The organism is Pseudomonas sp. R15(2017) (assembly GCF_002112685.1).
Lineage (GTDB): Bacteria > Pseudomonadota > Gammaproteobacteria > Pseudomonadales > Pseudomonadaceae > Aquipseudomonas > Aquipseudomonas glycinae.
Window position 1 is genome coordinate 176,038 of sequence record NZ_NEII01000004.1, and the last position, 22,250, is coordinate 198,287.

The 22,250-nt window shown below is 61.0% G+C and carries 17 protein-coding genes; 6 read left to right on the plus strand and 11 right to left on the minus strand.

The features are described 5' to 3' along the window. Positions 1 to 93: 93 nt before the first annotated feature. Positions 94 to 663 carry a HutD family protein gene (locus CAF77_RS10495; protein WP_064382813.1) on the minus strand — a complete coding sequence of 190 codons (570 nt, stop codon included), beginning with the start codon at positions 661 to 663 and terminating at the stop codon, positions 94 to 96. Continuing rightward, complete coding sequence (gene hutC / locus CAF77_RS10500; protein WP_170928949.1) at positions 660 to 1,370, minus strand: histidine utilization repressor; 711 nt, start codon at positions 1,368 to 1,370, stop codon at positions 660 to 662. Before hutC ends, CAF77_RS10495 begins: the two co-directional genes overlap by 4 nt. Positions 1,371 to 1,515: 145 nt before the next feature. On the opposite strand from hutC, the gene CAF77_RS10505 reads away from it, so the two are divergent. Beyond that, positions 1,516 to 2,880 carry a formimidoylglutamate deiminase gene (locus CAF77_RS10505; RefSeq protein WP_085654424.1) on the plus strand — a complete coding sequence of 455 codons (1,365 nt, stop codon included), beginning with the start codon at positions 1,516 to 1,518 and terminating at the stop codon, positions 2,878 to 2,880. A gap of 137 nt (positions 2,881 to 3,017) precedes the next feature. On the opposite strand, the gene CAF77_RS10510 is transcribed toward CAF77_RS10505, so the two are convergent. After that, positions 3,018 to 3,587, minus strand: a complete 570-nt coding sequence (locus tag CAF77_RS10510; protein ID WP_085654425.1) for a lipocalin family protein — start codon at positions 3,585 to 3,587, stop codon at positions 3,018 to 3,020. A 31-nt stretch (positions 3,588 to 3,618) separates the two neighbouring features. Next, positions 3,619 to 3,873: a hypothetical protein gene (locus CAF77_RS10515; protein ID WP_007952486.1), complete on the minus strand. Its 255-nt coding sequence runs from the start codon at positions 3,871 to 3,873 to the stop codon at positions 3,619 to 3,621. A gap of 282 nt (positions 3,874 to 4,155) precedes the next feature. Here CAF77_RS10515 and CAF77_RS10520 point away from each other — a divergent pair, with 282 nt between their 5' ends. The 3 genes from CAF77_RS10520 to CAF77_RS10530 all read left to right on the plus strand — a co-directional run bounded on the left by CAF77_RS10520 (position 4,156) and on the right by CAF77_RS10530 (position 6,781). Beyond that, positions 4,156 to 6,048: a methyl-accepting chemotaxis protein gene (locus CAF77_RS10520; protein WP_218190059.1), complete on the plus strand. Its 1,893-nt coding sequence runs from the start codon at positions 4,156 to 4,158 to the stop codon at positions 6,046 to 6,048. A gap of 131 nt (positions 6,049 to 6,179) precedes the next feature. Next, a complete protein-coding gene (locus CAF77_RS10525; RefSeq protein WP_039764708.1) occupies positions 6,180 to 6,452 on the plus strand; it encodes a type II toxin-antitoxin system Phd/YefM family antitoxin in 273 nt (90 codons plus the stop codon). Then, positions 6,449 to 6,781 (plus strand): type II toxin-antitoxin system RelE/ParE family toxin, encoded by a 333-nt coding sequence (locus CAF77_RS10530; RefSeq protein ID WP_064382809.1) that lies wholly within the window; start codon positions 6,449 to 6,451, stop codon positions 6,779 to 6,781. Before CAF77_RS10525 ends, CAF77_RS10530 begins: the two co-directional genes overlap by 4 nt. A gap of 13 nt (positions 6,782 to 6,794) precedes the next feature. On the opposite strand, the gene CAF77_RS10535 is transcribed toward CAF77_RS10530, so the two are convergent. The 5 genes from CAF77_RS10535 to CAF77_RS10555 form a co-directional block, all read right to left on the minus strand. After that, positions 6,795 to 7,397 carry a DUF924 family protein gene (locus CAF77_RS10535; protein WP_085654427.1) on the minus strand — a complete coding sequence of 201 codons (603 nt, stop codon included), beginning with the start codon at positions 7,395 to 7,397 and terminating at the stop codon, positions 6,795 to 6,797. 3 nt (positions 7,398 to 7,400) lie between these two features. Then, positions 7,401 to 8,411, minus strand: coding sequence for a class 1 fructose-bisphosphatase (locus CAF77_RS10540; RefSeq protein WP_007952492.1), 1,011 nt, complete (start codon positions 8,409 to 8,411; stop codon positions 7,401 to 7,403). Between the two features lie 195 nt (positions 8,412 to 8,606). Further along, positions 8,607 to 9,971, minus strand: coding sequence for a DUF3999 domain-containing protein (locus CAF77_RS10545; protein WP_085654428.1), 1,365 nt, complete (start codon positions 9,969 to 9,971; stop codon positions 8,607 to 8,609). Further along, the gene (locus tag CAF77_RS10550; protein ID WP_085654429.1) at positions 9,968 to 13,564 is read right to left on the minus strand and encodes a DUF2339 domain-containing protein; all 3,597 of its coding nucleotides are present in this window, start codon (positions 13,562 to 13,564) and stop codon (positions 9,968 to 9,970) included. The genes CAF77_RS10545 and CAF77_RS10550 overlap by 4 nt, the downstream gene beginning before the upstream one ends. A gap of 102 nt (positions 13,565 to 13,666) precedes the next feature. Beyond that, entirely contained in the window at positions 13,667 to 16,117 is a 2,451-nt protein-coding gene (locus CAF77_RS10555) for a glycogen/starch/alpha-glucan phosphorylase (RefSeq protein ID WP_064382805.1), read from the minus strand. Between the two features lie 258 nt (positions 16,118 to 16,375). Between CAF77_RS10555 and CAF77_RS10560 the strand changes: the two genes are divergently transcribed. Then, positions 16,376 to 16,813, plus strand: coding sequence for a YkgJ family cysteine cluster protein (locus tag CAF77_RS10560; protein WP_007961740.1), 438 nt, complete (start codon positions 16,376 to 16,378; stop codon positions 16,811 to 16,813). Positions 16,814 to 17,036: 223 nt separating this feature from the next. On the opposite strand, the gene typA is transcribed toward CAF77_RS10560, so the two are convergent. Continuing rightward, positions 17,037 to 18,857, minus strand: coding sequence for a translational GTPase TypA (typA, locus tag CAF77_RS10565; protein ID WP_007952502.1), 1,821 nt, complete (start codon positions 18,855 to 18,857; stop codon positions 17,037 to 17,039). Between the two features lie 139 nt (positions 18,858 to 18,996). After that, a complete protein-coding gene (gene thiI / locus CAF77_RS10570) occupies positions 18,997 to 20,451 on the minus strand; it encodes a tRNA uracil 4-sulfurtransferase ThiI (protein ID WP_011332034.1) in 1,455 nt (484 codons plus the stop codon). 327 nt (positions 20,452 to 20,778) lie between these two features. On the opposite strand from thiI, the gene glnA reads away from it, so the two are divergent. Next, on the plus strand, positions 20,779 to 22,185 hold the full coding sequence (glnA, locus tag CAF77_RS10580) for a glutamate--ammonia ligase (protein WP_011332032.1): 1,407 nt from the start codon (positions 20,779 to 20,781) through the stop codon (positions 22,183 to 22,185). Positions 22,186 to 22,250: the final 65 nt, after the last annotated feature.

Below are 22,250 nucleotides of genomic sequence, written 5' to 3' on the forward strand. Positions count from 1 at the left end.
ATCGTTCCCACGCTCTGCGTGGGAATGCCGCCATGGACGCTCCGCGTCCGCTTTGTGACGCGGAGCGTCACGGTATGCAAGCGTGTGAAGGAATCAGTGCGGGGACAGTTCGATCACGCAGCAGCCGGCATTGACGGCGATCTCGGTCAGCCCGGTGTTACCGTCCATTTGCAGGCAGTCATGGCGGCCGAGTTGCGACGCACTGTCACCGACCGTGACCTCCAGCAGTTCGCTGACGCTGAAGACCAGCACGGTGCTTGCCGAACTGAAAAACCGCTGTTCGCCGTCCAGCCATTGCAGGCGTGCGCTGTAACGCTGGGGCGAGTAGATCAGGTTAAAGTCACGGATCGCGCCGCCGAGCAAGGTGCAGGACACCTGGCTTTCGCCGCTGAAGGCAAACGGGTCGAGGGGTAACAACGGCCGGGTATCGTCGCCGTCGACACACAGGGTCATGCCGTCGCCCTGCAACACCGTGATGACCCGCTGGTAACCGGCGAAGGTCGAGAAACCGCCGGATTCGGCGATGTCGGCAATCGACAGACGCCAGCCAAAACCGTCGAGGCCTGCGCCGGCGTCACGGGTGATCTCCTCGGTGCTGCCGCCGCCGTTTTTCCACGGCATGCGCGGGTAGCCTTCAGCGCGTAAAACCTTCACTTCACTCATTTATGAAACCGACCTTCCAGACGATGACGGGAACCGGGGTGGATCAGGCGCGCCGCCGTCACCGGCTGACGACCCGACCAGGTACGACGACGGATCAAAAGGCAAGGCTCGCCTTTTTCGATCTGCAGCAATTTGCATTCGGACGCTTCGGCAAGGATCGCTTCGACCACGTGCTCGCCTTCGGTCAGCGGCGCGACCTGGTTCAGATAGGCGTAAGGCGTCTGCAGGGTGAAGTCCTGCTTGAGGTATTCCGGGGCGACCAGCGCGTTGACGAAACGGTCTTCGATTTGCACCGGAACATCGTTTTCGTAGTGCACGATCAGCGAGTGAAAGACCTTCTGCCCTTCGCGCATGTCCAGCGCCAGCGCGCGCTCGGAACCGGCGGCCTCTTCTTCCAGGGTGATCACCTGGCAGGTGTGGCGATGGCCACGGGAGGCGATTTCGTCGGCGATGTTGTGCACTTCAAACAGCGCGGACTGGCTCTTCGGTTCGGCGACAAACGTGCCGACGCCTTGCATCCGCACCAGCAGACCGTCGGCGGTCATTTCCCGCAGGGCGCGGTTGATGGTCATGCGGCTGAAACCCAGCTGGCTGACCAGCTCGCTTTCCGACGGCACGCGGTAATGCGGCGGCCAGTTACCGCTGTCGATCTGCTGGGTGATCATCTGTTTGACGCGGGCGTACAAGGGCGCCGGACTGTCGCCCATGTTCGCGGCCAACGGGGAGACTGGAGGCGGAGTCGGCACGGTGGATCCCTGTTCATTGGTGAAAGTGGCTAGCTTGCCGGAGTTTACCGGGCAGGCAAACGTCTGTATATGTATATACAAATAACACACGATGGGGTGCTGAACCATGTCCGCCTTCTTTGCCGAACGCGCGCTGCTGCCTAACGGATGGGCCAACAATGTACGTCTCGAGGTCAGCGCCGATGGCGTGTTGACCCGAATCCAGGCCGATTCCACTGCAGACGGCGCCGAACGGCTGAGCGGTCCGCTGCTGCCGGGGATGCCGAATCTGCACTCCCACGCGTTCCAGCGAGCGATGGCGGGACTGGCGGAAGTGGCCGGCAATCCCAACGACAGTTTCTGGACCTGGCGCGACCTGATGTATCGGCTCGTCGGAAAAATCAGCCCCGACCAGCTCGGTGTGATTGCCCGTCAGCTGTACATCGAAATGCTCAAGGCCGGTTACACCTCGGTCGCCGAATTCCATTACGTCCACCACGATAACAACGGCCAGCCTTACGCCGACCCGGCGGAACTGGCATTGCGCATCAGCCAGGCGGCCAGTTCCGTCGGCATCGGTCTGACCTTGCTGCCCGTGCTCTACAGCCACAGCGGTTTCGGTGGCCAGACGCCGAACGAAGGCCAGCGCCGTTTCATCAACAGCACCGAAAACTACCTGAAGCTGCAATCGCGCCTGCAACCCCTGCTGGCACAGCAAAAGGCGCAGTCGCTGGGCCTGTGCTTTCACTCGTTGCGCGCGGTCACGCCACAGCAGATCAGCGAAGTACTGGCGGCCAGCGACCAGCAATGCCCGGTGCACATCCACATCGCCGAGCAGCAGAAGGAAGTCGACGACTGCCTGAGCTGGAGCGGTCGCCGTCCGCTGCAATGGTTGTACGAAAACACCGAGGTCGATCAGCGCTGGTGCCTGGTGCACGCGACCCACGCCAATCCGGAAGAAGTCACGCTGATGGCCAAGAGTCGCGCCATCGCCGGCCTGTGCCTGACCACCGAAGCCAACCTCGGCGACGGGATTTTCCCGGCGGTGGATTTCCTCGCTCAGGGCGGGCGCATGGGCATCGGCTCCGACAGCCATGTGTCGTTGAGTGTGGTGGAAGAACTGCGCTGGCTGGAATACGGCCAGCGTCTGCGCGATCAGCGGCGCAATCGCTTGTATGGCGCGGATCAGCCGATGGTCGGCCGTACGCTGTACGACGCGGCACTGGACGGTGGCGCTCAGGCGCTGGGCCAGCCGATCGGTGCGCTGGAAGTCGGCAAGCGTGCCGACTGGATCGTACTCGATGGCAGCGATCCCTACCTGGCCACGGCCAGCGGTGACGGGATTCTCAATCGCTGGCTGTTTGCCGGCGGCGACCGTCAGGTGCGCGATGTGCTGGTCAACGGTCAGTGGGTCGTGCGCGAGGGGCGACATGCCGGGGAGGAATACAGCAATCGCGCCTTTACCCAGGTCCTGCGAGAGCTTTTGGGCTGACACAAACTTCTGTTACTGATCGTTCCCACGCTCTGCGTGGGAACGCGGCCCGGGACGCTCCGCGTCCCAAAAGCGGACGCAGAGCGTCCATTGAGGCATTCCCACGCGGAGCGTGGGAACGATCAGAACAGGAGAAGTCAGTTGGACGTCTTGGCCATCTGCTGATCCGACGTGCGCCAGATCAGGCGCGTGGTGTCATAACCCTGCTGACGCGCCTTGCTCAGCAGTTCCTCACGCACCACACCGTTGACGGTCGGCGTGCGGGACAACAGCCACAGGTAGCGACGACTCGGGTCACCGACGAGGGCGGTCTTGTAGTCATCGCTGACATACAGCACCCAGTATTGCCCCTTCGCCACACCCGGAATCAGGCGCGAGAACCAGGTATCGAACTCGACCCACAGCTTGTCGGTCTTGCCCGGCACTTGTGGATAAGCCGTGCCTTTGACCTCTTCCCACTTCCAGTCTGCCGTCAGACAGCGGTTGTACACCGCGATGTTACCGTCGGGCTTGAGCGAGTAACGGGCTTCGGATTGCGCGCAATTGCGCTGGAAATACATCGGCAGACGCGCCAGTTCGTACCAGGTGCCCTGGTAACGCTTGAGATTGACACTGTTGACCGTCTTCGGCGCCAGCGGATCTTCACCGGACGTGGCGCAGCCGGCCAATACCAGGCCGGCAAAAAGGACAAGCAATAACCGCTTCATTGTTTTTCTCCCGTGGGCACGTGGCCCCGGTTTACTTCAGGCCTTGGCCGGAAAACATCAGCACTTTGTCACCGGCGTACTGCACGCTGATAAAGCTGTTCTTGTCGCCCCAGGTGCAACTGGACATGCCGAGCGCGCCGGAGCAATCGGTAGGCTTGCCGAGCAGCGTCTCGACTTCGGCCTTGGCCATGCCGGCCGAGAGCTTCGAATAGTTTTCCTGATTGACCTTGCTGCATGCGGCCAACAGCACGCAAAACGACAGAAGGGCGATAGATCGCAGCGACATGGTGTAACTCCTGGAACGGAAGGGGGATGGCATGGCGCCAACCAGAAGCTTAGAAGAGAAAACCCCTGTCTGGTTCCCTGGGAGGCTGGCTATTTGTTAGCCCGCTCGTCCGTCTTTCGCCGGTAAATCAGACAGTTTGTAAGGCTATCGAGCATTTCGTCGCTTTCAGCAAAAAGCGCCTAATCTTTGGCGCGCGGCGGTCGAAATAAGAGCAGCGCAAAGCCCCAGAGTGTGGCAAATTGCCGCCCTTTCTTGACCAGCCCCTTCGCGGTAGCTCACTTAATGACCAGAAACATGAAATTCAGCCACAAGATCTTGTTGGCTGCCGCCCTCGTGGTGGCCGTTGCATTCGCCTGTTTCATTTTGTTCAACGACTATCGCCAGCGCGAAGCCCTGCAAAGCAGCACCGAAGCGTCGATGCAGGAACTGGGCAGCCTGACCACCAGCAATATCCAGACCTGGCTGGAAAGCCGCATCCAGTTGCTGCAATCGATGGCGCAGCAGATTGTCGCCGACGGCAACGCCCCGGCCAGCCTGAAACGCATCATCGACCTGCCCGCCTACACCGGCAACTTCCAGCTCAGCTACTTCGGTGGCGCCGACGGTGTGATGTTCTCGGTTCCGGCCGGCAACCGCGCGCCGGACTACGACCCGCGCGCCCGTGGCTGGTACAAGGCCGCCAACGCTGCGCAACAGACCATCGTCACCGAACCGTACGTCGCCGCCTCGTCGGGCAAACTGGTGATCACGGTCGCCACCCCGGTACAGCGCCAGGGCCAGATGATTGGTGTGGCCGGTGCCGACATTGACCTGTCGAGTGTCAGCGCGATCATCAACTCGCTGAACTTCGGCGGCCACGGCCATGCGTTCATCGTCAGCGCCGACGGCAAGATCCTGATCCACCCGGACAGCAAGCTGGTGCTCAAGACCCTGGCCGAGGCCTACCCCAACGGCGCGCCGAACGTCAGCCCGGGTCTGAAAGAAGTCAAGTTCGACGGCAAGACCCAACTGATCTCCTTCAACCGCGTCAACGGCGTGCCGTCGGCCGACTGGTACGTGGCGCTGGTGCTGGACAAGGACACCGCGTTCTCGATGCTCAGCGAGTTCCGCACCTCGGCGCTGATCGCCATGGTCATTGCGGTAGTGATCATCATCGCCCTGCTCGGCATGCTGATCCGCGTACTGATGCAGCCGCTGCTGACCATGGGCCGCGCCATGCACGACATCGCCGAAGGCGAAGGTGACCTGACCAAACGCCTGATCATCCACGGCCACGATGAATTCGGTGCGCTGGGACTGTCGTTCAACCGTTTCGTCGAGCGCATCCACACTTCGATCCGCGAAGTATCGTCCGCCACCGGGCAAGTCAACGAAGTCGCGCTGCGCGTGGTCGCGGCGTCGAACTCGTCGATGTTCAACTCCGACCAGCAGGCCTCGCGCACCAACAGCGTGGCCGCCGCGATCAACCAGCTCGGCGCCGCCGCCCAGGAAATCGCCCAGAACGCCGCCCTCGCCTCGCAACATTCCAGCGACGCGCGCAGCCTGGCTGAAGACGGCCAGCAGGTGGTGGATAAAACCATCCACGCCATGCAACAGCTGTCGGCGAAGATCAGCGACTCCTGCGGCAACATCGAAACCCTGAACAGCAACACCGTGAACATCGGGCAGATTCTGGAAGTGATCACCAGCATCTCCCAGCAAACCAACCTGCTGGCGCTCAACGCCGCCATCGAAGCAGCCCGTGCCGGCGAAGCCGGTCGTGGTTTCGCGGTGGTCGCCGACGAAGTCCGCAACCTGGCGCACCGCACCCAGGATTCGGCGCAGCAAGTGCAGAAGATGATTGAAGAGCTGCAAGTCGGCGCGCGTCAGGCGGTCGGCATCATGACCGAGAGCCAGCGTGAGAGCGAAAGCAGCGTCGGCATCGCCAACCAGGCAGGCGAACGCCTGGGCAGCGTGACCCAGCGCATCGGCGAGATCGACGGCATGAACCAGTCGGTGGCGACCGCGACGGAAGAGCAGACGGCGGTGGTCGAGTCGATCAACGTCGATATCAACGAGATCAACACGCTGAACCAGGAAGGTGTGGAGAACTTGCAGGCGACGTTGCGGGCTTGTGCGGATCTGGAGCAGCAGGCTGCTCGACTCAAGCAGTTGGTGGGTAGTTTCCGGATCTAAGTCGTTCGAAGCCGTCTTCGCGCTTGAACCCGCGAAGACGGAACAACGCTAGACACGCTTGTCACCTCGGACTGACTCAGGACTGAATTAAGACTAAACTCAGTCCTATTCCACCCAGCGAGGCGCAGCCCGTGAAGCTTTCATCCCAGATCAAACCCATCAGCTACCTGAAAAGCCATACCGCAGAAATCGTCAAAACGATTAGCGAAAGCCGTGAGCCGCTGGTGATTACCCAGAACGGCGAAGCGAAGCTTGTAGTCATGGACGTCAAAAGTTTTGAAGAGCAGGAAGAAACAATGGCTCTGCTCAAACTGCTTGCCATGGGAAATCGAGAAATTGAGGAAGGCAAGTACAGGGATGTTGAAGACGTTTTCGCAGAGCTGGACAGGATCGACCCCCAATGAGTTTGAGGGTCGTTATTCTTCAGTCCGCCGAAACAGATCTCAAAGATCTTCGCACCTACCTCATCAAACAGTTCTCACCTCAAACCTGGCATAGCACCTATGCCAGCTTGAAGGTCGCTATTCGTAGTCTCGCATCCTTACCCTATTCAGGCTCCATTCCCGAAGAAATAGAAAGGCTGAACCTCGGTCAATATCGACAAGTCATCTCTGGCTTGAATCGCATTGTTTATGAAGTCCGAGAGCAGACCATCTATATCCATATCATCGCTGATACGAGAAAAAACCTGCCTGCGCTCTTGATGAAACGTTTGCTTCAAGGCAATCCGTGAGTCTGATGAAGCTTCAGAAACTCGACCCCGGCTGCGAAAGAAACTCCAGCTCCTCAACCGTAGACTCCCTCCCCAACACCGCATTGCGATGCGGAAACCGTCCAAACCGCGCAATCACCCGCTGATGCCGCTCGGCATAGTCCAGATTGTCGGCAAACACCCCGCGCTCCGCTTCCGGCTGTTCAGCCACCAGTTCGATAAATCGCGAGACCGCTTCATTCTGCACCGCGAGGTTTTCGCAGTGTTCGAAGACGAGGTAGATGAAGAGTCGCTGGATCGGCTTCAACTGCCGATCGAAATCTGCGGCAATCCCCTGAGCCACCAGTTTTTGGGCCCGTAGATCACCCGAGAAAGCCTTGGACGTATCGCGAAAAATCATTCGCGGGAGTTGGTCGAGCAGCAGCACCAGCGCCAGCCAACCTTCGGGACGTTGCGTCCATTCGGTCAATTCGCCAGCAAGGGCCTGATCGACAAAGACCCCGAAACGCTCACGCGCTTCGAGGTCCTGGCTGTCTTTCTTGCCGAACCACAACTTGCCCTTTTCAGCCGTTACATCCTTTGCCGATTCGGAGTGACCGAACCACCAATCGAGCAACGGCTGCCAGGGCGCGGTCATGGTTTATTCCTTGTGGTAGGCCGTAGCGCGGGCGACTTCTTCTTTCGAGCCGAGGAACACCGCTACGCGCTGGTGCAGGCCTTCAGGCTTGATATCGAGAATGCGCTGGTGACCGTCGGTGGAAGCGCCGCCTGCCTGTTCCACCAGGAACGACATCGGGTTGGCTTCGTACATCAGGCGCAGTTTGCCCGGTTTGGACGGCTCGCGGCTGTCGCGCGGGTACATGAACAGACCGCCACGGGTCAGGATGCGGTGCACGTCGGCAACCATCGCCGCGACCCAGCGCATGTTGTAGTTCTTTTTCAGCGGGCCTTCTTCACCGGCCAGCAGTTCCGAAACGTAGCGCTGTACCGGAGCTTCCCAGTGACGCTGGTTGGACATGTTGATGGCGAATTCCTGGGTGCTTTCAGGAATGGTGATGTCTTCGTGGGTCAGGACGAAGCTGCCCATTTCGCGGTCCAGGGTGAAGCCTTTGACGCCGTGGCCCAGGGTCAGCACCAGCATGGTCTGCGGGCCATAGATGGCATAACCGGCGGCAACTTGCTGAGTGCCCGGCTGCAGGAAGGCCTTCTCATCCAGGGCTTCGTTCTGGCTCAGATATTCGTTCGGGCAACGCAGCACGGAGAAGATGGTGCCGACCGGGGCGTTGATGTCGATGTTCGACGAACCGTCCAGCGGGTCGAATACCAGCAGGTAGGCGCCTTTCGGGTATTTGCCCGGGATCTGGTAGGCGTTGTCCATTTCTTCGGACGCCATGCCGGCCAGGTGACCGCCCCATTCGTTGGCTTCGAGCAGGATTTCGTTCGACAGCACGTCGAGCTTCTTCTGCACTTCGCCTTGCACGTTTTCTGTGCCCATGCTGCCCAGAACGCCGCCCAGGGCGCCTTTGGACACGGCGTGGCTGATCTCCTTGCAGGCACGCGCCACCACTTCGATCAGGAAGCGCAGATCGGCAGGAGTGTTGTTGCTGCGGGTCTGCTCAATCAAATAGCGACTCAGGGTAACGCGGGACATGGACGGCTCCGGTGGAATGGGGGGCTAAAAACCCGCGCAGTTTACAGGGAGTCTGAAACCGTAGCGAGCAATGACGCCCGGTAACGTGCGTCGGGTGCAATTCCTGCTATCAGACGTGATCGAACCCAGAGAGTTCAGGCACCGGATTCAGCGTAGTTGGAAACCCGACGGGTGTAGAGGCCACCCCCGTCATATTCAGGACTTGGCCGGCGGCTTGCGCAGCAGACTGAAGGCCATCGCCGCCAGAAACAGCACACTGAGCAGCAACACCGCCCACAGGCCGAACTTCTTCCAGTGGGTGTCGGTGGTCGCAGCCGTGGTGGCCGTCGAGGTCTGAGTCGCCAGCGCTTCACCCTGCACCGTGGCCTTGCCCAGCGTGGCCAGTTTCTCCGGTTTGAAATCGGGGATCAGCGTGGTCAGCGGCAGGTTCGCCGTCTTCACCGTCGGATTGCCCAGCGCCAGGCTGTAAGGCCCGTCGCCGCGCGCGAGGAAAATGACCTGAGTGGCGCGCACCGCGTATTTCACGCTCGGTGCCTGCTCGCCGAGACCGCCGCCGCGTTCGTCGACCGTGAGTTTCAACTGCTGCACGGTCTGGCCGTAGAGCTGCAATTCGTTCTGCACCACGTCCTGGCCATTTTGAGTCAGACGATAAAGCAAGCCGCTGCTCAGCGGTTGCCACGGCAGACTGCTGTCGCGACGGCCCGAGAGTGTCACCGGCGCCAGGCTGTTGGCCTGTTTCAGTTCGACCTGCACTCGCTCGATGTTCAGCCCCATCGGCAACTGCCAGGTGTATTCCCCGGCCTTGCCGCTGCTGCCGGCCAGCGCTGGCGACCAGACCAATGGCAGCGGCAGGTTGCGCGGGTCGCTGCTTTTCAGTTGCGCCGACGTCAGGACCGGCGCCGAGGCCGGCGAATCCCACAGCAGACGCAGATACCGCGCCGATTGCCCCGGCAGCGCCACTTCATGTTGCTCGACCCGTTCGTCGGCAAAGGTCAGGCGCGCGACCTGGCCTTCGCCCCAGGCTTGCCAGTGCTGCAGGTCGTCGCTGGCCTCGATGCTGAAACGCTGGAAGCCGTCGCGCTCGCTGGTCCAGTCGAGGATCAGTTGCTGCAACGGCGCCTTGATCGCGCTGGCGTCGAGCAGCCAGCCACGCAGGACTTCTTCCCCGGCTTCAAGCTGACTGGACGGCTGCACTTCCACCAGCGTGCCGGTGGTGGTGGATTGCACGCGAACGCTCGGCGCACGTTCGGTGGCATCCGCCGAGTTGTACAGCGGGAACCACTTCACCTCATGCAATTGGCCATCGTCGCGGGTCTGCGCCGATTCCCGGGCCAGCGCATAAGCCTGCGGTTCTCCGGCGGCGTTGAACACCCGCAGGTCGCTGAGATCGGTCTGACGTGCCTGCAACTGCACGCTCAGCGGCAGTTCGAGGCGATACCATGGGCCGGAACCACTGACCGACAACGGCACCTGCGCGGCGAAGTCCGCCGGTTTTTCCTGGGCGCCGGCCGCCATGGCCACGCCCAGCAACAGCCACCCGAGATTAAGCTTGCGACTCAAGACGACACTCCTTCGGTTTCCGGGGCCGGTTGGTCCGCCTCCGGTGCAGCGTCGACGCGTTTGGGCGGCAGCGGCGCGAAGTAGCCCACCACCAGCAGCAACACGCCGACGCCGATAAACGAGACGATCCGGGCCAGCCCGCCACGGTTGCTCAGTTCGACAAAAATCAGTTTGGCCACCACCAGCGCAATCAGCGCCGCGCCGATCAGCCACACTTCGCGACGATGGCGAAGGTGCCCGCCGATCATCAGCCCGAGCGCCATCAGCGTCCAGACGATCGACAACCCGGCCTGCACCAGCATCGAATCGAGCAGCAGATCCAGCTCGAACGGAATCCCCGCCCAATGGTGCGCGGCGCGGGTGACCAGCGCGGTGCAGAACGCAAACAGCGAAACACCGGCAATCAGTTGCGTCGCGTAAGCCGCGTAATCCTGGCGGATCGACAGCTCGGCAACGGCGCTGCGCGACCAGACATAAACACCGAACAGCGCAAACAGCAGACCCAATTCCAGCGGGTTGAGCAGCGGCACATAAGGCAGCGGCTCGGCATTGCCATCGCTGATGCCATTGGCCAGCCAGAACCAGACCAGCATCAGCAGCGCCAGCGGCGCCACCGCGTACAGACGATATTCGCGAGGGAACGCTGCTACCGGCCATGGCCACTGACGCGGTGCGGCCATCAACAACAGATACACGCTCGGCAAAATCGCCCAGCCCAGCCAGCGCCAGGCGTTGTATTGCTCGGACAACAGCAGCAGGCCGTAGCGCAACTCCAGCGCCAGCACGCCGATCAGCAGCCAGCAACCGAGCACATGCGCCGTACTCAGGGCCCGCGCCGGCAGCATCGGTGCCAGACGTCGCAGACTGATGAAGTGCACGACGAACACCGTTGCCCAGGCCAGCCAGCCGAAATCCGCCGCCGGGTGATAACGCGAGTGCCACGCGCCGAGCAACACCAGTCCGGCCGCCGGAATCAGCACGCTGCAGAGCAGCGCGAGCGACGGCCATTTCAGGCGCAAGGCCAACAGCGCCCACAACGCGGCGCTCAGCGCAGCGACCAGCAGCAACAGCGGCCCCTGCAGATTCAGCGGCGCAAAGCGCAGCACTTCGCTGACCCACGCCAGCGCCCACCAACCGGCGCCCCACACCAGCAACACGTCGGACAGTCGCTGCAGGCTCAGCACATCGAACGCCGAAGCGTGATTGCCCAATTGCAGGCGCCACGCTCCGATCATCGCCGCCAGGCCCAGCACCAGTGGCGTCCAGAATCCGCCATGGGCCAGCGGTCGCAGATCTTCGCTGGACAGCGGCCCGAGCAGCTCGGGACCGGCGAGCAGAAACGCCGCGCCGCCGATCAGTTGCAAGAGCAGGCCGAAGACAAAACTCACGCGCTGCTTGAGGTACAGACTGAGCCAGATGATCAGCAAGCCACTGGCCGCCCAAACGGCGCTCGCGGTTTGCCACGGCAGCACGAACAACACCGCCAGATTGATCAGTACCAGCCCCGCCAGCAGCACCACCGACAAACCGCGCAGCAGCCGCACATCGCTGCGCACCATCTCGTCGCGCGCCGCCAGCAGCATGCCGGCGATCAGCGCCAGACCGATCAGCGAGGCGCTGAGCAAACCGCTCCAGCCGGCGCTGAACACGGCCGCCGAATCCTCGCCCGCCCCTTGCAGGCGCAACAGGAATAACGCCCCGCCAAGCAACTGCACGGCAAACGCGGTGAACAGGAACGTGCGCGATTGCAGGCGCAAGCCGACGAACAAGGTCGCCAGCCCGGCCAATGCCCAACTGATCGCCGTGCCCTGAGTGAAGAAGAACAGCGGCGCCAGCAGATACAGGAAGATCAGCCCCAGGCACGCCAGCACCGGCAAGCCCTGACGCTCCCAAGGTGAAGTTTGCTCCGGCGACGCCTTGCGCAATTGATAGAAGCTGAACAGCAACGCCGCGCCGAGCATTAATGCGCCCAACGGCGCACCGTCGAGCAGGCTGCTTTCGCCGACGCGCAGCTGGCTGAGAAACCCCAGGGCCGAACCGAGTTGCAGCAGCAATGCGAAAGCCCGGGCCAACGGCCGTTGCTGACGCAAGCCCAACCAGAAAATCCCCGCGCCCTCCACCGCCCACGCGGCAGATGTCCAGCGTGCATCCAGCCCCAGCGGAATCGCCAGGCTGGCGAAAATCACCCCGAGCGCCAGGCAAGTCTCGCCCAGCAACATCGCCCGACCGCCCATCAGCACTTTGGCGAGGGCCATGTAAATCATGCCCAGCGCCAGTGCGCTGAACGCCGCCGCAAACTCAAGATGCTGAACCAGCGCGAATTGCAGGCCGAAACCCACCAGCGGCGGACCGAACAGCATCGTCCCGTCGACGTAATCGCCCTTGCGCGCCGACCAGTGCAGCAGCGCCTCGCGATCGTCGTCCGCCGGGGCGTCCGGCATGTCCAGCAACTTGCGTCGGGCGAACAGCAGGCCGATGGCCAGGTACATCAGGAAGAACAGCATCAGGAACGGCTCGGTGCTCCACAGCAGTTCCGGCGTGTACGAACGCAAGCCCCAGGCGAAACCGATGCCGAAGGTCCCAACGAAGCCGATCAGGTTGAGCAGACGCCAGGCCTTGAACCAGGCGATGGCCAGAATGCCGGCGTTGAGCAGCGCGAAATAACTGAACAGCGCCACATGGTTGCCGGCGCCGGTGGAGGTCAGAATCGGCGCGGCGAAACCGCCCAGTGCGGCGACACAGGCCAGGGCCAGGGAGTCCTGAGTGATGGCCAGAATGGCCGAAAACACCGTCACTGCCACCAGCAATCCCAGCGCGGCAGACGGATCGAGCAGCGGATGCAAACGCATCGCCGCAAACACCGTCAGGTACAACACCGCGATCCCGGTGCCTTGCAGCATCAAGGCGTAGCTGTTGTTGCGATGGCGCAACCACCAGCCCAGCGCCAGCAAGCCCAGTGCTGCCGCCGCAACCCCGGCGTAACGCAATTCGATCGGCACCACCATGCCTTCGGTGGCGTAGCGCAACAGGAAAGCCAGGCCGAAGAACAACAGCACCACGCCGACCCGCAGCACAGTATTGCCACCGAACAGCCAGTTGCGCGCAGCGCTGATGCCGCGCTCGATGAGGTTCGGGCCACGGGGTTCGGCGGGTCGTCGGGGTTCAGGTTCAGGCGTAACGGCGTCCAGACGCCAGACATCGACCGGCAGCGGCTGGCTGGATGCGCTGGCAGCGACGGCAACAGGTTCGAGTTCGAGTGGCAGTTCCCAGACCAGCTCGGGTTCTGCGGCAGTGGGTTGTTCAAATACCGTGACAGGCTCAACGACTGTTTCGCTGGCCGGCGCGACACTCGGTGGCGCTGGCGAATGCGTCTGAGCGCCCTCCAGCAGAAACAGACGCTGTTCGACGCCCTGCAACGCAATCTTCGCGTGATCCAGCTGACGCTGTTGCTCGGCAGCCTGTGAACCGAGCCGCGCGATACGCATCGCCTGGCCGATGGCAAGCCCGAGCAAGGCGCCCAACAGCGCATCGCTGAACGACTCGTCGAGCAGCCAGCCGAGCAACAGCCCGATCAACATGAACATCCATTGCATGGTCGATATCCCTGAGCAGCCCCGTGACGGGGCGGAACCAACGCTCAGTATATCGGCCCGGCCCAACAATCGTGGGGCCGGGCGCACATTTGTCGCTAAAAGTTACTCGAGTGCCTTCCAGATATCCGTGGCGTACTCGCGGATTGTCCGGTCGGACGAGAACCAGCCCATGCGCGAAGTATTCAGCACCGCCGAACGCCACCAGCTATTGGCGTCGTGCCAGAGCGCATCGACGCGCATCTGCGCCTCCCAGTAGGAGTCGAAATCGGCGCAGACGAAGAACCGGTCGTAATCCACCAGCGAATCGATCAGCCCGGTGTAGCGCGACGTGTCGTCCGGGGAGAACACCCCGCTGCGGATCGCCTGCAACACATCGTTGAGGCGATGGGACGCGGCAATGTCCGGCACCGCGCTGAACTCGTGGTTCTGCTTGCGCGCTTCGACCTGCTGGGCACTGAGGCCAAAGATAAACATGTGCTCGGCGCCGATGCTCTCGCACATTTCCACATTGGCGCCGTCGAGGGTGCCGATGGTCAGCGCACCGTTCAGGCCGAACTTCATGTTGCTGGTGCCCGAGGCCTCGAAACCGGCAGTGGAGATCTGCTCCGACAGGTCCGCCGCCGGAATGATGCTTTCCGCCAGGCTGACATTGTAGTTGGGTAGGAACACCACTTTGAGCAGGCCACGCACGGTCGGATCGTTGTTCACCACCCGGGCGATGTCGTTGGTCAACTTGATGATCAGTTTGGCCTGGTGATAACTCGCCGCGGCTTTGCCGGCGAAGATTTTCACCCGTGGCACCCAATCGATTTCCGGCTCGGCACGGATCGCCTGGTACAGCGCAACGGTGTGCATCAGGTTGAGCAACTGCCGCTTGTATTCGTGGATCCGTTTGACCTGCACGTCGAACATGGCCGCCGGGTTGACCGCGATCCCCAGCCGTTCGTGGATCAGATAGGCGAGGGCTTTTTTGCTGTGCAGCCGCTGCTCGGCGAAGGCTTTACGGAAGGCGGGTTTCTCGGCGAACGGTTCAAGATCGAGCAGCCGCTCTTCGGGGTTATCCAGAACGTCCGGGCCAAGGGCATCGACCAGCATCGAGGTCAACTCCGGGTTGGCCTGGTACAGCCAGCGGCGGAAGGTGATGCCGTTGGTCTTGTTGTTGATCCGCTCCGGATACAGCTTGTGCAGTTCAGCGAACACGGTTTTGCGCATCAGCTGCGTGTGCAGCCCGGACACGCCGTTGACGCTGTGGGAGCCGAGGAACGCGAGGTTGCCCATGCGCACCCGTCGGCCGTTGTCTTCCTCGATCAGCGACACCGCGCGCAGCACGTCGAAATCGTGGATGCCCTTGGCCCGCAGCGAATCGATATGCTGGGCGTTGATCAGGTAAATGATCTGCATGTGCCGCGGCAGCATGCGTTCCATCAGCCCCACCGGCCAGGTTTCCAGCGCTTCGGGCAGCAGCGTGTGGTTGGTGTACGACAGCGTGTCGACGGTGACTTGCCACGCAGCGTCCCAAGCGACGTCGTAGACGTCGACCAGTTGGCGCATCAGTTCGGCGACGGCAATCGAGGGGTGGGTGTCGTTGAGCTGGATTGCCGCGTGATCGCCGAGGGTCAGCACCGAGGTGTGCATGTTGCGATGACGGCGCAGCAAATCCTGCAGCGAGGCGGCGACGAAGAAGTATTCCTGGCGCAGGCGCAGTTCCTGCCCGGCTTCGGTGCTGTCCGCTGGGTAAAGCACGCGGGAGATACTTTCGGCCCGGGCCACTTCGGCGACGGCGCCCAGGTGGTCGCCGGCGTTGAAGCGCTCCAGATGCAAGTCTTCCATGGCCCTCGCCCGCCACAGGCGCAAGGTGTTGACGCTCGCCCCGCGCCAGCCGACCACCGGGGTGTCGTAGGCAATGGCCCGGACGGTTTCCGCCGGGTGCCAGACCTGCCGGGACTTGCCATTGGCGTCGGTGACGGTCTCGACGCTGCCGCCAAAGCCGATCGGATAGACCACCTCCGGCCGCTCGAACTCCCAGGGGTTGCCGAAATCCAGCCAGTGCTCGGTCTGCTCCTGTTGCCAGCCATCGACGATGGCCTGGCGAAACAGCCCGTGTTCATAACGAATGCCGTAGCCGTGACCAGCGATACCGAGGGTCGACATGCTTTCCATGAAGCACGCCGCCAATCGTCCGAGGCCACCGTTGCCCAGCGCCGCATCCGGCTCCAGGATGCGGATGCGCTCGAGATCGACGCCCAGTTCGGTCAAGGCTTCACGGGCGACGTCCAGCAGACCAAGGTTGCTCAGACTGTCGTAGAGCAAGCGGCCGATGAGGAATTCCAGCGAGAGGTAATACACCCGCTTCTGGCCTTTGCGGTAGATCTGCCGGGTGTGGTCCATCCAGTGCTCGACCATGTGATCGCGCGCCGCCAGGGCGATGGCTTCGAACCAGTCATGGTCGAAGGCGTGATCCGGGTCTTTGCCCACCGCGTAGGTGAGTTTGGTCAGGACGGCGTCGCGGAATGCGGCCACCTCTGCTTCGCGAACTAGTGGTTCTTGAGTCATCGATAGGACCTCGAGCGAGCGGGGAGTTGTCAGAGCCTAGACGGTCTGACCGACGGTAAGGGCTCTGGTTCGGCAGTTTTTACCGAGAGTGTGAGATCGACCGGCAATACTCTGGCGAATGCCTCAATGAATGCAGGGGCCGTGCCGAATTGTCGGACGATGCGGGTGCATGAAGAAAAAATCTGGCGAAAGGTTGTTCAAAAATCCACCCGTCCCGGTATGATCGCGCGCCCTGACGCACACGCCTGGTAAACACCGATGATGAAGCCCAACCTGATCGCCGCCGCCGAGATCGACCGTCTCGATACCTGGGCCAAATATTCGGCCCCGATGTGCGGTTCGTGCGTTTCCAGCTGCTGCACGCTGCCGGTCGAGGTCAAGATCAAGGACCTGGTACGCATCGGCGTGGTCGACGAGTTCGAACTGGGCGACCCGCCGAAGAACATCGCCAAGCGTCTGCAAAAGGAAGGTCTGGTAGAGCGCTTCAACCAGAAGTCGGGGATCTTCACCCTGCAGCGCATGAGCAACAACGATTGCTACTACCTGGATCGCAAGAGCCGCCTGTGCACCATTTATGACAAGCGCCCGGACACCTGCCGCAACCACCCGAAGATCGGCCCGCGCCCTGGCTATTGCGCGTACAAGCCGAAGGAAGTGGAACGGGTGCAGAATTCGCGGTCGATCGAGAAGTTCTGATCTGCCCTGAGATGTTCGGCGGCTGATCGGCCGCCTTCGCTGGCAAGCCAGCTCCCACAAAGGTTACTGGTGATCAAGTAACTTGTGTTCCCCCCCCCAAAAAAAACCTGTGGGAGCTGGCTTGCCAGCGATGGGGCCCGCACAAACACCGCATAAATCCCGGACAAACAAAAACGCCCCCGGTCTCTCGACCGGGGGCGTTTTTTTCAGCCTTGGCTAAATCTTATGCCTTGGCTTTCTTGGCAGCGCGGGTACGCTCGCTTTCGTCCAGGATCTTCTTGCGAAGACGGATGGACTTAGGAGTAACTTCGCACAGCTCGTCTTCCTGGATGTATTCCAGAGCCTGTTCCAGGGTGAAGCGAACAGGTGGGACCAGAGCGATGGTTTCGTCTTTACCCGAAGCACGCATGTTGTCGAGCTTCTTGCCTTTGGTCGGGTTCACACCCAGGTCGTTGTCGCGGGAGTTCTGACCAACGATCTGACCGTTGTAGATCTCCTGGCCGTGTTCTACGAACAGCTTGCCACGAGCCTGCAGGGTTTCCAGGGAGTAGGTCAGTGCCTTGCCGGTTTCAACCGAAACCAGAACGCCGTTCTGACGGCCGGACATGTGGCCCGACTTCACTGGAGCATAACGGTCGAAGATCGAGGTCAGGATGCCAGCACCGTTGGTCAGGGTCAGGAACTGGTTACGGAAACCGATCAGACCGCGAGCAGGGATGTTGTATTCCAGACGAACACGGCCTTTGCCATCCGGCACCATGTTGCTCAGGTCGCCTTTACGCAGACCCATTTCTTCCATGACCTTGCCCTGGGATTCTTCAGGGATGTCGATGGTCACGTTTTCGAACGGTTCCTGCTTCACGCCGTCAACTTCACGGATGATCACTTCAGGACGGCCCAGGGCCAGCTCGAAGCCTTCGCGACGCATGGTTTCGATCAGTACCGAGAGGTGCAGCTCACCACGGCCGGAAACCTTGAACTTGTCAGCCGAGTCGCCTTCTTCAACGCGCAGTGCAACGTTGTACAGCAGCTCTTTGTCCAGACGATCCTTGATGTTACGGGAGGTCACGAACTTGCCTTCTTTACCGCAGAATGGCGAGTCGTTTACCTGGAAGGTCATGGAAACGGTTGGCTCGTCAACGGTCAGAGGCTTCATCGCCTCGACGTTGTTGATGTCGCACAGTGTGTCGGAGATGAACAGCTCGTCGAAACCGCTGATGCAGACGATGTCGCCAGCTGCAGCTTCTTCAACGTCAACGCGGTGCAGACCATGGTGACCCATCAGCTTCAGGATACGACCGTTGCGGCGCTTGCCGTCGGCGCTGATAGCGACAACCGGGGTGTTCGGCTTGACGCGACCACGAGCGATACGGCCAACACCGATAACACCCAGGAAGCTGTTGTAGTCCAGAGCGGAGATCTGCATCTGGAACGGGCCGTCACGGTCAACAGCCGGAGGCGGAACGTGGTCGACTACCGCCTGGTACAGCGCGGTCATGTCTTCGCCCATGGCGGTGTGGTCCAGACCGGCGATGCCGTTCAGGGCCGAAGCGTAAACAACCTGGAAGTCCAGTTGTTCTTCGGTGGCGCCCAGGTTGTCGAACAGATCGAAGATCTGATCCAGAACCCAGTCAGGACGCGCGCCCGGACGGTCAACCTTGTTGATGACCACGATTGGACGCAGGCCGGCTTCGAAAGCCTTCTTGGTCACGAAACGGGTTTGCGGCATAGGGCCGTCCTGGGCGTCGACCAGCAACAGCACGGAGTCAACCATGGACATTACGCGCTCAACTTCGCCGCCGAAGTCGGCGTGGCCCGGGGTGTCCACGATGTTGATGTGGTAGCCGTTCCAGTTGATGGCGGTGTTTTTCGCCAGAATGGTAATGCCGCGCTCTTTTTCCTGGTCGTTGGAGTCCATCACGCGCTCGTCGTTGAGCTCGTTGCGCTCCAGGGTGCCGGATTGACGCAGGAGTTTGTCTACCAGGGTGGTCTTACCATGGTCAACGTGGGCAATGATGGCGATGTTGCGTAGATTTTCGATCACTTGTGTATCTCGATCAGAGGATTCGGTTTGCTGACAAGTCTTGGCAGCGATTGACAGTAGTGTCCGGCATGGCCGTTACAGCTTGACGGCGGTGTCGGGGGGCCGGTGACGCAGGCCACAGGCAAACAGCCCCGGGCACTTAGCTCGGTCGATAAACGCGCACATTGGCATGCCCCTCACTGAGCAAATGGTGGGCATGCAGGCGACTCATCACGCCTTTGTCGCAATACAGCAGGTACTGGCGAGTAGGGTCCAGTTCCTTGAAACGAGCGTTCACTGCGTAGAACGGCATCGTCTGTACCTCTATGCCGGCGAGTTCCAGCGGGTCATCCTCGGCGGCATCCGGGTGACGGATGTCGATGACGATCTGACCGGCCAGCGCTTCGCTGACTTCTTCGATCTGCAAATCCTGGCCCAATTCGTCGATCACCCGATCGATCGGCACCAGTCTGGCGTTTGCGAGCGCACGCTCGAGCACCGCCATGTCGAATTCCTGCTCTTCGTGCTCGACCCGGCCACGCTTGGCGGCGGTCTTCGGGTTGACCGAGATGACGCCGCAGTATTCCGGCATGTGCCGGGCGAAATCACCGGTACCGATCTGGTCGGCCGTGTCGATGATGTCCTGCTTGTGGGCGACGATCAGCGGCCGCAGCACCAGCTTGTCGGTGACGCAATCGATGACCGACAGGTTCGGCAGCGTCTGGCTCGACACCTGAGAAATCGCTTCACCGGTGACCAGCGCATCGATGTGCAGGCGTTCGGCAATGCTCGACGCTGCGCGCAACATCATACGCTTCAACACGACGCCCATATGACTGTCGTCGACCTTGCCGAGAATTTCGCCCAAGACTTCTTCGAACGGAACACTGACAAATAGCACGCGTTGCGAGCTGCCGTACTTCTTCCAGATGAAATGCGCGACTTCCATCACGCCCAATTCGTGGGCACGACCGCCCAGATTGAAGAAGCAGAAGTGCGTCATCAGGCCGCGGCGCAGGATCTGGTACGCGGCAACCGTCGAGTCAAAGCCGCCGGACATCAGCACCAGCGTCTGTTCCAGCGCACCGAGCGGGTAGCCGCCGATGCCATTGTGCTGGCTGTGGATCACAAACAACCGTTTGTCGCGAACTTCGATGCGGACTTCGATTTCCGGCTGCTTCAGGTCGATTCCGGCAGCGCCGCACTCACGGCGCAGCTTGCTGCCGACGTATTTTTCGACGTCCATCGAGCTGAACGCATGCTTGCCCGCACGCTTGCAGCGCACCGAAAAGATCTTCCCGGCCAGCGCATCGCCATAGTGCTGCTTGCACTTCTCGGTGATGTCGTCGAAGTCACCCAGCGGGTACTCGTCGATCTGCAGAAAGTGCGCGATGCCCGGCATGCAGGTCAGGCGTTCGCCCATCTCTTTCAGGGCCTTGGGGTCGGTGACGCGGGTTTCCAGCTCGAGGTTGTCCCACACACCGTTCACCACCACGGCCGGGTCCAGGTCGCGGAGCACGGTGCGGATGTTCTTGGCCAGCTGGCGGATGAATTTCGTCCGGACAGGTCGGCTTTTGATGGTGATCTCGGGGAAGACTTTTACGATTAGTTTCATGAAAACAGCGCGCGCAGGGCCAGCCGAAAAAGGGGGGCGCGGATTATAGCGGAAATTGCTCAAGGTTTAACCAGTTAATGTGCAGAAGGTTTTGCTCGCACCAAAACGGGTCATTTTTCGATTTGAGCGCTACATTAAAGGGCGAGATTTTCGCCTTTAAGGCGCTTTCGACCTTCAGAAGCGTGAATTTGGGGCAAAAAACCCATGCTGGGGCACTGGCATGCAATTTGCTCCCTTGTGAGGCAGGTTGCCTTGGCAGAGTATTCGCGCCGGCATCACCACTATTAAGGGCATCCACTACCCGCCCTAATTCACCCGGAGGACACTATGTCGAAGTCGGTTCAACTCATCAAAGATCATGACGTCAAGTGGATTGATCTGCGCTTCACGGACACCAAAGGCACTCAGCACCACGTGACCATGCCGGCTCGCGATGCGCTGGAAGACGACTTCTTCGAAGTTGGCAAGATGTTCGACGGTTCCTCCATCGCTGGCTGGAAAGGCATCGAAGCCTCCGACATGATCCTGCTGCCGGACGACGAAACCGCCGTTCTGGACCCGTTCACCGAAGAGCCGACCCTGATCCTGGTCTGCGACATCATCGAACCTTCGACCATGCAAGGTTACGATCGCGACCCGCGCGCCATCGCCCGCCGCGCCGAGGAATACCTGAAGACCACCGGTATCGGTGACACCGTATTCGCCGGTCCAGAGCCTGAGTTCTTCATCTTCGACGAAGTGAAGTTCAAGTCCGACATCTCCGGTTCGATGTTCAAGATCTACTCCGAGCAAGGCTCGTGGATGTCCGACCAGGACGTGGAAGGCGGCAACAAAGGCCACCGTCCAGGCGTGAAAGGTGGCTACTTCCCGGTTCCGCCGTTCGACCACGACCACGAAATCCGTACCTCCATGTGCAACGCACTGGAAGAAATGGGCCTGACCGTTGAAGTTCACCACCACGAAGTGGCAACTGCCGGCCAGAACGAAATCGGCGTCAAGTTCAACACCCTGGTGAAGAAAGCCGACGAAACCCAGACCCTGAAATACGTTGTACACAACGTTGCCGACGCCTACGGCCGTACCGCGACCTTCATGCCGAAGCCTCTGTACGGCGACAACGGTTCGGGCATGCACGTTCACATGTCCATCTCCAAAGATGGCAAGAACACCTTCGCGGGTGAAGGCTATGCCGGCCTGTCCGACACCGCCCTGTACTTCATCGGCGGCATCATCAAGCACGGTAAGGCCCTGAACGGCTTCACCAACCCGGCCACCAACTCCTACAAGCGTCTGGTGCCAGGCTTTGAAGCTCCAGTGATGCTGGCCTACTCGGCTCGCAACCGTTCCGCCTCGATCCGTATTCCTTACGTCAACAGCCCGAAAGGCCGTCGTATCGAAGCCCGCTTCCCGGATCCGGCTGCCAACCCGTACCTGGCTTTCGCAGCGCTGCTGATGGCTGGTCTTGACGGTATCCAGAACAAGATCCACCCAGGCGATGCTGCCGACAAAAACCTGTACGACCTGCCGCCTGAAGAGGCGAAAGAAATCCCGCAAGTTTGCGGCAGCCTGAAAGAAGCCCTGGAAGAGCTGGACAAGGGCCGTGCGTTCCTGACCAAGGGCGGCGTGTTCTCCGACGACTTCATCGACGCTTACATCGCGCTGAAATCCGAAGAAGAAATCAAGGTCCGCACCTTCGTACACCCACTGGAATATGAGCTGTACTACAGCTGCTGATCCGGTAGCGCCGCGCCACGCGGCGTGACAAAAAGAGGCCTCCTTCGGGAGGCCTTTTTTGTGCC